Origin of the sequence: Mycobacterium ulcerans subsp. shinshuense (genome assembly GCF_002355775.1) — a bacterium.
Classification (GTDB): Bacteria; Actinomycetota; Actinomycetes; order Mycobacteriales; family Mycobacteriaceae; genus Mycobacterium; species Mycobacterium marinum.
This window is the reverse complement of sequence record NZ_AP017624.1, coordinates 4741106-4750985: the sequence shown is the minus strand read 5'-3', so window position 1 is coordinate 4750985 and position 9880 is coordinate 4741106. Positions and strand designations below refer to the sequence as shown.

Below are 9880 nucleotides of genomic sequence, written 5' to 3'. Positions count from 1 at the left end.
GCATGGGTTGCATGCAAGCTTGGGATGCGATCTGCGCGCGGCGCAATGTGCGTCAGTACCTGCCGGAGCCGGTGTCAGAGGACGACCTGAACCGGATCGCCGAGGCCGGGTGGCGGGCCCCATCGGCCAAGAACCGCCAACCGTGGCACTTTGTCCTCGTCACCGAACGGTCTGCGCTGCAGGAACTCTCGACGGTCTGGATGGGCGCCGGCCATATTGCCGCGGCCGCGGCCGCGATCGCCCTGGTGATTCCGGTCCCGCCGGATGAGCGCAGGAAGGTGATAGACCAGTACGACGTCGGTCAGGCGACGATGGCGATGATGATCGCGGCCACCGACTTGGGGATCGGCACCGGTCATTCCTCGGTGGGCGACCAGGACAAGGCGCGCGCGATCCTCGGTGTCCCCGACGACCACCTGGTCGCCTACCTGCTTGGCGTCGGATATCCCGCTGACCGCCCGCTCGTTCCTATCCGTAAGCCGAATCGGCGGGCCTTCGCCGAGGTCGTGCACTACGGACGCTGGTGATCCACCCGGGCGGGCCGGCGGCGGCCGGTCCTGCCGGTAGCACCTGAGGCAGGCGGCGTCGTCGCCGACCGGCATGCTGGGGGCCATGAACAGAAACCAGATCACCGAAGAGATCGTCGTCGCCCGGTTGGTGCGCGGGTTGACGTGGCAACAACTTGCCGATGCCATCGACCGGCCGGTGCTGTGGACCACCTCGGCGTTGCTCGGCCAGCACCCCATTCCCGTCGAGCTGGGCAAGGTTCTGGTCGAGATGCTGGGCCTGGACGAGTCCGTGGTTGCGGTGCTCGCGGCGCCGCCGATGCGTGGCGGGCTGCCCGACGCGGTTCCGACCGACCCCACCATCTACCGCTTGTACGAGGCGCTTCAGGTCTACGGCGGAGCCATCAAGGAGCTGATCCACGAGCAGTTCGGCGACGGCATCATGAGCGCGATCAACTTCAGCGTTGACATGCACAAGAAATCCCATCCGACGGGGGACCGGGTGGTGCTGACCCTGGACGGAAAGTTCCTTCCCTACCAGTGGGTTTCGGCAGAAGACAACCGCGGGTAACGGTATTGCGGGCGGTCAGTCGATGAAGCACGGTTCCAAGCCCGTGGACCTGGTCTTGTCCGGGGGCGGCGTCAAGTTCATGGGCTTGGTCGGAGCGATCGCCCGGCTCATGGACGACGGCTATCAGCCCTATCGGGTGTCGGGCGTTTCGGCCGGATCGGTGGTGGCGGTGATCGCGGCCGCCGGGACGCAGGGTAACCAGCTCTCCAGCGACCAGATCCGCGAACTCGCATTGTCGGTGCCGCTGAGCACATGGCGTGACGCGGCACCGGTTCCGATCCTCGGTTCCGCGTGGGGGTTGGTGCGAGATTCGGCAATGTACCGCGGCGACGCCGCATATGACTGGATCCGTAGCGAACTCGAGAACCTCGGCGTGACGACATTTGGTGATCTAGCCCTCGATGACGACGAGCTGCCGGCCGAAGAGCGCTACCGGGTGGCGATCACGGTCGCGGATGTGACCAGGGCGCAGCTGGTGCGGCTGCCGTGGGACTATCGCCGGGTCTACGGGGTGGACCCGGCCGAACAATCGGTGGCATCGGCAGTTCGCGCATCGATGGCGATTCCGTTCATCTATCCACCGGTCACGCTGACCAGCAGCGACGGGCTGCGCTCCACCCTCGTCGACGGCGGTGTGCTGTCGAACTTTCCGGTCGACTCACTGGACCGCACCGACACCAAGCCGCCGCGCTGGCCCACCTTCGGGATCACGGTGATACCCAAACTGGCGGAGGGCATCGAACAGGCGTTTCCCGCGTTGCGGCCGCTGCGTTTCCTGCAGCAGTCGGCACTGCTGGAAAGCCTGTTCACCACCATGCTGGTCGGTCACGATCAAGCCCATCTCAGCCAGCCGTGGGTCAGCGCCCGCACGATCGCGGTGGCATCGACCGACGTCGGCGTGCTCGATTTCAGTATCGGCAGAGCCCGCCTGGAAGAGCTATACCAGCGGGGCTATGCGGCGGCGGAGGCGTTTCTGTCGACCTGGGACTGGGCCGACTACCTGCACCGGTTCCGGCGGTTCGGCTAGCCGGCGCGGTGGCCGGCGACGGGGACTTCTACAGTCCGAACTCTGCTTCGATCCCGTCGATGCCGGCGCGGATGGCCTTGAGTGCCTCAGCGCGGGCCCGCAACTTGGTGGCGTTGTGGGCCTGCTGATTGAGTCCGGCGAATTCGCGCGCGGCCTCTTCGGCGCGGCTGAGCACCACCTCGGGAAGCGAGATCTCATCGATGAATCCGGCCGCCAGCGCGGTTTCGCCGAAGAAGATCTTGGCTAGTCCGGCGGCTTGCTGGTATGCCGACGAGGTCAGCCGCAGCTTCAACACTTCCATCGCCGCGTAGGGGATCGTCATACCGATCGCGACCTCGTTGGCCTGGATGTTGTAGGCGTGGGCGGCCACCCGGTGGTCGCCGGAGCACAACAGGAATGCGCCCATCGCGATCGCGTGGCCGGTGCAGGCGATCACCACCGGCTTGGGGTAGGACAACAGCCGGTAGGACAGCTCGAATCCGCCGCGGAGCATGTCGATCGCGGGCTTTGCCTCGCCCGAAGTCAGCACCTTGAGGTCGAAGCCGCCGCTGAACACTCGATGGTTGCCCGCGATCACCAGCGCACCGACGTTGTCGCGGTCGGCGGCGTCAATCGCTTCGTTGAGTGCCTGCTGCATGGTCGGGCCCAGCACGTTGACTTTGCCGTCATCCATTCGGATGACGCCGATGGCGTCGTCGTGGGTGTAGGTGACCGGCCCGCTCATGGTTACTCCTTCGATACGGCAGCCCGTCGATTGAATCAGATCACCATGGCGGCGTGCCGCGCGACCGGATGTTGTGGACCGTCAGACCTGTTGGTTGCGGTGTTTGCCCAGCTCGTTTTCGACATCGCCCCAGCGCAGGCTGACGTCGGTGGGCTGGTCGACCTGCCGGGTGCGTCACCGGTCCTGGGTTTCCGCCACGGCGCGATTGATCCGCTCGATCTCGCTGCGGAAGACGTCGGGGCGCGTCTCCTTGCTGGCGTAGTGGAAATAGGTCAGCACGCTGCGCAGCAGCTTCAGCTTCTGCTTCTCCCGCTTTGCCAGATCGTGGGTGGTCATCAGCTCGATCCGCTGGACGGGCGGCAGCGCCTCCCAGTCGAGCACCACCTGCGTTTGCAGTTGGCGCCGCGGCCGATGCCAGAATCGCCACCCGCGCGGCTGGTCGGGACGGTCGTAGTAGGTCACGGTCCCCTCGAAGCGGGATTCAACCCCCTGACCGATTTCGGCGCGGTCCAGCGCGGAGTCCCACACCATCCGCCATTCCTGACCGGGTGCCAGCGTCGGCAACTCGCGGGGCAACTGCAGTTCCACGACATCGGCGTAGCCGTCGGACGCATTCTCGTATTCGGCCACTGTGGGAGGACGGGGAAAGGAGAACTGAACGTTGTAGGCGGCGGTGCGGCCGAAGTTCCTGACCACCAGCTCGATCACATGCCAGTCTGTGATGTGCGGCTCCATCAGCATCGATACGTAGGGTCTGGCCTGCTCGGAGGTCAGCTGCTGGTTGCGCTGGATCTGGCGATACATCACGATCAGCGCCACGGCGACAACCGCCAGCGCTGCCCAGGCGGCAATGGCCTACCAGGTGCTGGACTCGACGTTGCCTAACCCGGCCGTCCCGGCTTTCCCAGCCATCACTTGCCAGCTATTGCTTTGCCCCTACCCCATGGACTGCACCTTTCGCTTGTACCACCACAGCGATTACGCGGCGAACTCCAACTGACCTGATCGTAGACGGCCGTCCCACGCATTGTCGTGGGTGTAATCGGCGGCGACGTGAGCGATGGCCGCCTCGCGGGTACCCGGCAACCGGACGCGAGCGGGCCCGTCAGCCACCCATCAGCATGCGCCACTGGGCCAGATCGGCGGCGCGGTAGACGAAATTGGAACGCTTGACCTCCGACAGCGACGCGCTCGGTTCCGCCGAATACCAATGCCCGGGGAACACCGTCGGATCGCCCGGAAGCGCGGCAAGCTGTTGCAGGCTGCGGAATATCTCATCGGAGTCGCCGCCCGGAAAATCGGTCCGTCCACAGCCTTCCAGGAATAGCGTGTCGCCGGCCACCAACCGTCCATCGAGCAAGAAACACTGACTGCCCGGGGTGTGGCCCGGCGTGTGCAGGAGCTCAATTTCGATATCGCCGACGCTGACCTTGTCGCGGTGCTCGTGGGTGGTCAGGTCGCTCATCGGGATGCCGGTGACGCGCGAAACCCACACCGCTTCACGGGTGTTCACGTGCACCGGCACGCTAACCCGCTCCAGCAGCTCGGCCAGTCCCTTGAGCTCGAAACCCATCATCGAGCCGCCGACGTGGTCGGGATGATGGTGGGTCACCAAAACCCCGGATAAATGCATGTCATCGGCTTCCAGCGCGTTGACGAGATCTCCGGCGGCGTAGGCGGGGTCGACCACGACGCAGTCCCCGGTCTCGCGGTCGCCGATCAGGTAGGCGAAGTTGCGCATTTGCGCGGCGATCATGTCGTTGACGGCGAAGTCGCGGCCGGAAAGCAGCTGCCGGAAGTACAACCGATCCGAATCTGACACGCCTTCAGCCTAGATCCGCGCGGTTACAGGTCCAATTCCGGTGGGGCGGACGCCGTGACTTCTGCGGGATCTCTGGGTTCTCCTGGTCGCTCCTCATGGCATCCCTGTGGGTATTGTTGGCCCATGCTGAAGAAGGTCGAGATCGAGATTGACGACGATCTGGTCCAAGAAGCGATCCGTCGCTACCGTCTGGCGGGTCCGCGAGAGGTCGTCCACCTCGCACTACGAACCCTTCTCGCCGAGGCCGGCGAGAACGGTGGTGGCGACGACGAGTACGACGAGTTCAGCGATCTCAGCGTCTGGGATCCGCACAAAGGCGGTCGTAGCGGCTGATCCCAGTGGTGCGCGACCCTCCGGCGGTGATGGGAAGATCGGTGGGCGACGCACGCGATCTTGCTCGTGGTTTGGTTAGGCCACGGGGCAGGTTGTACCCTCTTTTTTGCCCGTGGCACGACCGGTCGCCGCGGGTGCACGGCCCCCTTAGCTCAGTCGGTAGAGCGTTTCCATGGTAAGGAAAAGGTCAACGGTTCGATTCCGTTAGGGGGCTCGGCGGACGCCGAGCAGGCGGGCGGCCCCGACCCAAGTCGGGTTGGGTCAGAGGCGATGTAGCTCAGTCGGTTAGAGCGAACGACTCATAATCGTTAGGTCGCCGGTTCGAGTCCGGCCATCGCTACAACACAACAACGAGATTTTTGACAGAGATTTGAGAGAGAAAGCGCCATGGCTTCAAGTACCGATGTCCGGCCGAAGATCACCTTGGCATGCGAGGTGTGCAAGCACCGCAACTACATCACCAAGAAGAACCGTCGTAACGACCCGGACCGGCTGGAACTGAAGAAGTTCTGCCGCAACTGCGGTTCGCACCAGGCTCACCGCGAAACGCGTTAACCGGCCGTGCTCGACGAGTCGTTTGCGGTGATTAGGTAGGTTTTAGAACCGTGGTCTTGACCGAAGACATCGTCGGGATGCATTTCCGGTATCCCGATCATTATGTGGTGGAGCGGGAAAAAATCCGCGAGTATGCCGTGGCTGTCCTGAACGACGACGCGTCGTTCTTTGAGGAAGGGGCGGCCGCGGACCTCGGACACAAGGGTTTGTTGGCTCCGTTGACGTTCATCAGCGTGTTTGGGTACAAGGCCCAGTCTGCCTTTTTCAAGCACGCGAATATCGGGGTCAGCGATCAGCAGATCGTCCAGGTGGACCAGGTCCTGAAATTCTCCAAGCCGATCGTCGCGGGCGACATCCTCCATTGCGATGTCCATGTGGATTCGGTACGTGAGGCGCACGACACGCAGATCATCGTGACCAGGAACATTGTCACCAACGAAGCAGGCGAGATCGTCCAAGAGACCTTGACGACCCTGGCGGGTCGGGTAGGCGAGGACGGGGAAGAAGGATTTTCTGATGGCACTGCGTGAGTTCAGTTCGGTCAACGTCGGAGACCAGCTCCCCGAACGGACCTACCCGCTGACCCGCCAGGATCTGGTGAACTACGCCGGTGTTTCGGGCGACCTGAACCCGATTCACTGGGACGACGAGATCGCCAAGTTGGTCGGGTTGGACACCGCGATCGCCCACGGCATGCTGACGATGGGTATCGGCGGCGGTTATGTCACGTCCTGGGTCGGTGACCCGGGCGCGGTGACCGAATACAACGTGCGTTTCACGGCGGTGGTGCCGGTGCCTAACGACGGCAAGGGCGCTGAACTCGTTTTCAACGGCCGGGTCAAGTCGGTGGATCCGGACAGCAAGTCGGTGACTATCGCGCTGACGGCCACCACCGGTGGCAAGAAAATCTTCGGTCGGGCGATCGCTTCGGCCAAGCTAGCTTAGGAGGGCAGCTATGGCTCTCAAGACCGATATCCGCGGGATGAGCTGGAAATATCCAGACTGCTTTGTGGTCGGTCGCGAGCAGGTTCGCGGGTTTGCGCGGTCGGTCCAGTGCGACGATGCCGCCTGCTACGAAGAGGACGCGGCCGCCAAACTGGGCTATGGCGGCATCGTCGCGCCGATGACCTTTGTGTCGATCCTGGCCAAGCTGGTTCAGTCCGATTTCTTCCGCAACGTTGACGTCGGCATGGAGACCATGCAGATCGTCCAGGTCGACCAGCGCTTCGTGTTCTACAAGCCGGTGTTGGCCGGGGACAAGCTATGGGCCCGGATGGAAGTGCACTCGGTGGATGAGCGTTTCGGTGCCGACATCGTTGTCACCAAGAACGTCTGTCACAACGACGACGGGGAGGTTGTGCTGGAGGCCTACACCACCTTGATGGGCCAGCAGGGTGACGGCTCCGCCAAGCTCAAATGGGACAAAGAGACCGGGCAGGTCATCAGAACCGCGTAATTAGTATCTGACTCCTGTGCCGATGTACACTCGGACCTCGGGGTTTTCCCAACATCAGCGCGCTGTCCGTCGGTTCGCGATCACCGACCGGAGGGCGCGCGTGTCATGTAAGCCCCGAGCACAAGCTGGTTGGCTCGCCAACCGCGAAGGGGCGTAGCTCAACTGGCAGAGCAGCGGTCTCCAAAACCGCAGGTTGCAGGTTCAAGTCCTGTCGCCCCTGCTGAAGGCAAGACGTCCGACGACGATGCAGGTCCCGATGGCCTGAGGAGGAGGCGGACCATAGGTAACGTGCCATGCTGGACACTGGGAGGGTCCCCCGATGCCGGCGGGACGGCCAGCGGGACAGTTAGCGAACAAAGGAGCACGCGGTGAGCGACGAGGGCGACGCTGCCAACGACGCCACGAGTGACGGCGGCGCAACTGAGGACGACCGCGCCAGCGGTGGCCGGACTGCCCTGGTAACCAAATCGGCGGCGCGTCCCCAACGCCCGACCGGCAAGCGGTCCAGGCAGCGCGCGACGGCAGCCGAAGACGCCGACGACGAGCAGTCATCGACCGAGCCCCAGGCGTCCGAGGAAGGCGCCAAAAAGGACGCCAAAAAGGAAACGTCGAAGGCTGCCAAGGACAAGAAGCCGAAGACGGCCAGCAAGCCGGCGGCGCGGGCCGCCAGCCCGTTCGTATTCGTCTACAACTACCTGAAGCAGGTTGTAGCCGAGATGCGGAAGGTGATCTGGCCCAACCGCAAGCAGATGCTCACCTACACGTCAGTGGTGCTGGTGTTTCTGGCCTTCATGGTGGCGCTGGTCGGCAGCGCCGATTTGGGCTTGAGCAAGCTCATGCTGTTGGTGTTCGGCTGAGACTTCGAAGTGATAGAGAGGACTGAAGACCGTGACTACCTTCGACGGTGACACGTCCGCGGGTGAGGCGGTCGACCTGCAAGAGCCCGGTATCCCTGCGGACGTAGAGGTCCCGGCTGAAGAGGTCGACCCGGCCGTTGCGCTCAAAGCGGAGCTGCGCAGTAAGCCCGGCGAGTGGTACGTCGTGCACTCCTACGCGGGCTACGAGAACAAGGTCAAAGCCAACCTCGAAACCCGTGTGCAGAACCTTGACGTCGGCGACTACATCTTCCAGGTGGAAGTGCCCACCGAAGAGGTGACCGAGATCAAGAACGGCCAGCGCAAGCAGGTCAACCGCAAGGTGCTGCCCGGCTACATCCTGGTGCGGATGGACCTGACCGATGATTCCTGGGCCGCGGTACGCAACACGCCCGGAGTCACCGGGTTCGTCGGTGCGACCTCGCGTCCGTCGGCGCTCACCCTTGACGACGTGGTGAAGTTCCTCTTGCCGCGGGGTGCCGCGAAGAATACCGCCAAGGCCGCCAGCACCGCCGCCGTCGCCGAAGCGGGCGGCTTGGAACGCCCGGTGCTCGAGGTCGACTACGAAGTCGGCGAATCGGTCACCGTCATGGACGGACCGTTTGCCACCCTGCCGGCGACAATCAACGAGGTCAACGCGGAGCAGCAGAAGCTCAAGGTGCTGGTCTCCATCTTCGGCCGGGAAACACCGGTGGAATTGACCTTTAACCAGGTCTCCAAGATCTAACTGGGCAAACCAGGTCTTTAATCAGGGAAGGAACAATCGAGACGTCATGGCCCCGAAGAAGAAAGTCGCCGGTCTGATCAAGCTGCAGATCGTAGCTGGGCAGGCCAACCCGGCACCGCCAGTCGGCCCCGCGTTGGGCCAGCACGGCGTCAACATCATGGAGTTCTGCAAGGCGTACAACGCCGCGACGGAAAGCCAGCGTGGCACCGTTATTCCGGTGGAGATCACGGTCTATGAGGACCGTAGCTTCACGTTCGCGCTGAAGACGCCGCCGGCCGCCAAGCTGCTGCTCAAGGCCGTGGGCGTGGCCAAGGGCTCCGCGGAGCCGCACAAGACCAAGGTCGCCAAGGTCACCTGGGATCAGGTTCGCGAAATCGCCGAGACCAAGAAGACGGACCTCAACGCCAACGACATCGACGCCGCTGCCAAGATCATCGCCGGCACCGCCCGGTCGATGGGCATCACCGTCGAATAGGTTTGCAGCACCGACAAATCAAGACTCGTGGGAGGGCCAGCTTCGGCCTGCTTGATAACCACGACCCAACATCGGATTGGATAACACATGAGCAAGAACAGCAAGGCATACCGCGCCGCGGCCGAGAAGGTGGACCGCAGCAACCTCTACACCCCCTTGCAGGCCGCCAAGCTGGCCAAGGAGACCTCATCGACCAAGCAGGATGCGACCGTCGAGGTGGCCATCCGGCTTGGTGTCGACCCGCGTAAGGCCGACCAGATGGTGCGTGGCACCGTCAACCTGCCGCACGGCACCGGTAAGACGGCCCGTGTCGCGGTGTTCGCAGTGGGTGAGAAGGCTGACGCTGCCGTCGCCGCCGGAGCCGACATCGTCGGCAGCGACGACCTGATCGAGAAGATCCAGGGCGGCTTCCTGGACTTCGACGCCGCGATCGCGACGCCTGACCAGATGGCGAAAGTTGGGCGCATTGCCCGCGTGCTGGGCCCGCGCGGTCTGATGCCCAACCCCAAGACCGGCACCGTCACTCCCGACGTCGCCAAGGCCGTCGCCGACATCAAGGGCGGCAAGATCAACTTCCGGGTGGACAAGCAGGCCAACCTGCACTTCGTCATCGGCAAGGCGTCCTTCGAAGAGAACAAGCTGGCGGAGAACTATGGCGCCGCTATCGATGAGGTGCTGCGGCTCAAGCCGTCGGCGTCCAAGGGCCGCTACCTCAAGAAGATCACCGTGTCGACGACCACGGGGCCGGGCATCCCGGTCGACCCGTCGGTCACCCGGAACTTCACCGAGGCCTAACCCCTCGCGACCCC

Annotated in this window: 14 protein-coding genes, 3 tRNA genes and 1 pseudogene; 15 read left to right on the top strand and 3 right to left on the bottom strand. The window is 63.7% G+C overall.

Annotation, left to right across the window (positions count from 1 at the left end):
* Positions 1-11: 11 nt before the first annotated feature.
* The 3 genes from SHTP_RS21285 to SHTP_RS21275 all read left to right on the top strand — a co-directional run bounded on the left by SHTP_RS21285 (position 12) and on the right by SHTP_RS21275 (position 2104).
* Positions 12-527: a nitroreductase family protein gene (locus SHTP_RS21285; protein ID WP_096371701.1), complete on the top strand. Its 516-nt coding sequence runs from the start codon at positions 12-14 to the stop codon at positions 525-527.
* A gap of 85 nt (positions 528-612) precedes the next feature.
* Positions 613-1077 (top strand): cyanase, encoded by a 465-nt coding sequence (gene cynS, locus SHTP_RS21280; protein WP_020727456.1) that lies wholly within the window; start codon positions 613-615, stop codon positions 1075-1077.
* A 22-nt stretch (positions 1078-1099) separates the two neighbouring features.
* On the top strand, positions 1100-2104 hold the full coding sequence (locus SHTP_RS21275; protein ID WP_096371700.1) for a patatin-like phospholipase family protein: 1005 nt from the start codon (positions 1100-1102) through the stop codon (positions 2102-2104).
* 28 nt (positions 2105-2132) lie between these two features.
* Here the strand turns inward: SHTP_RS21275 and SHTP_RS21270 are convergent, their stop codons facing one another.
* The 3 genes and pseudogenes from SHTP_RS21270 to SHTP_RS21260 form a co-directional block, all read right to left on the bottom strand.
* Positions 2133-2828, bottom strand: coding sequence for a crotonase/enoyl-CoA hydratase family protein (locus tag SHTP_RS21270; RefSeq protein ID WP_096371699.1), 696 nt, complete (start codon positions 2826-2828; stop codon positions 2133-2135).
* Between the two features lie 177 nt (positions 2829-3005).
* Positions 3006-3680: pseudogene (locus tag SHTP_RS21265) on the bottom strand (hypothetical protein); the annotation flags it as partial.
* Between the two features lie 253 nt (positions 3681-3933).
* Positions 3934-4650 carry an MBL fold metallo-hydrolase gene (locus SHTP_RS21260; protein ID WP_231991176.1) on the bottom strand — a complete coding sequence of 239 codons (717 nt, stop codon included), beginning with the start codon at positions 4648-4650 and terminating at the stop codon, positions 3934-3936.
* Between the two features lie 123 nt (positions 4651-4773).
* On the opposite strand from SHTP_RS21260, the gene SHTP_RS21255 reads away from it, so the two are divergent.
* The 12 genes from SHTP_RS21255 to rplA all read left to right on the top strand — a co-directional run bounded on the left by SHTP_RS21255 (position 4774) and on the right by rplA (position 9866).
* Positions 4774-4983 carry a type II toxin-antitoxin system VapB family antitoxin gene (locus tag SHTP_RS21255; RefSeq protein ID WP_012392884.1) on the top strand — a complete coding sequence of 70 codons (210 nt, stop codon included), beginning with the start codon at positions 4774-4776 and terminating at the stop codon, positions 4981-4983.
* A 141-nt stretch (positions 4984-5124) separates the two neighbouring features.
* Positions 5125-5197, top strand: a tRNA-Thr gene (locus SHTP_RS21250).
* Between the two features lie 52 nt (positions 5198-5249).
* Positions 5250-5323 (top strand) — tRNA-Met (locus tag SHTP_RS21245).
* 47 nt (positions 5324-5370) lie between these two features.
* Positions 5371-5538 carry a 50S ribosomal protein L33 gene (gene rpmG / locus SHTP_RS21240; protein WP_011738995.1) on the top strand — a complete coding sequence of 56 codons (168 nt, stop codon included), beginning with the start codon at positions 5371-5373 and terminating at the stop codon, positions 5536-5538.
* 50 nt (positions 5539-5588) lie between these two features.
* Complete coding sequence (gene hadA, locus SHTP_RS21235) at positions 5589-6068, top strand: (3R)-hydroxyacyl-ACP dehydratase subunit HadA (RefSeq protein WP_096371698.1); 480 nt, start codon at positions 5589-5591, stop codon at positions 6066-6068.
* A complete protein-coding gene (gene hadB / locus SHTP_RS21230) occupies positions 6055-6483 on the top strand; it encodes a (3R)-hydroxyacyl-ACP dehydratase subunit HadB (RefSeq protein WP_011738997.1) in 429 nt (142 codons plus the stop codon). Before hadA ends, hadB begins: the two co-directional genes overlap by 14 nt.
* A gap of 10 nt (positions 6484-6493) precedes the next feature.
* Entirely contained in the window at positions 6494-6994 is a 501-nt protein-coding gene (hadC, locus tag SHTP_RS21225) for a (3R)-hydroxyacyl-ACP dehydratase subunit HadC (protein WP_011738998.1), read from the top strand.
* A 147-nt stretch (positions 6995-7141) separates the two neighbouring features.
* A tRNA-Trp gene (locus SHTP_RS21220) sits at positions 7142-7214 on the top strand.
* A gap of 148 nt (positions 7215-7362) precedes the next feature.
* Entirely contained in the window at positions 7363-7851 is a 489-nt protein-coding gene (secE, locus tag SHTP_RS21215; RefSeq protein ID WP_012392886.1) for a preprotein translocase subunit SecE, read from the top strand.
* A gap of 31 nt (positions 7852-7882) precedes the next feature.
* On the top strand, positions 7883-8596 hold the full coding sequence (gene nusG / locus SHTP_RS21210; RefSeq protein ID WP_172900576.1) for a transcription termination/antitermination protein NusG: 714 nt from the start codon (positions 7883-7885) through the stop codon (positions 8594-8596).
* 46 nt (positions 8597-8642) lie between these two features.
* Positions 8643-9071 (top strand): 50S ribosomal protein L11, encoded by a 429-nt coding sequence (rplK, locus tag SHTP_RS21205; protein ID WP_096371697.1) that lies wholly within the window; start codon positions 8643-8645, stop codon positions 9069-9071.
* Positions 9072-9158: 87 nt separating this feature from the next.
* On the top strand, positions 9159-9866 hold the full coding sequence (rplA, locus tag SHTP_RS21200) for a 50S ribosomal protein L1 (RefSeq protein WP_012392888.1): 708 nt from the start codon (positions 9159-9161) through the stop codon (positions 9864-9866).
* The last annotated feature ends 14 nt before the right edge of the window (positions 9867-9880 follow it).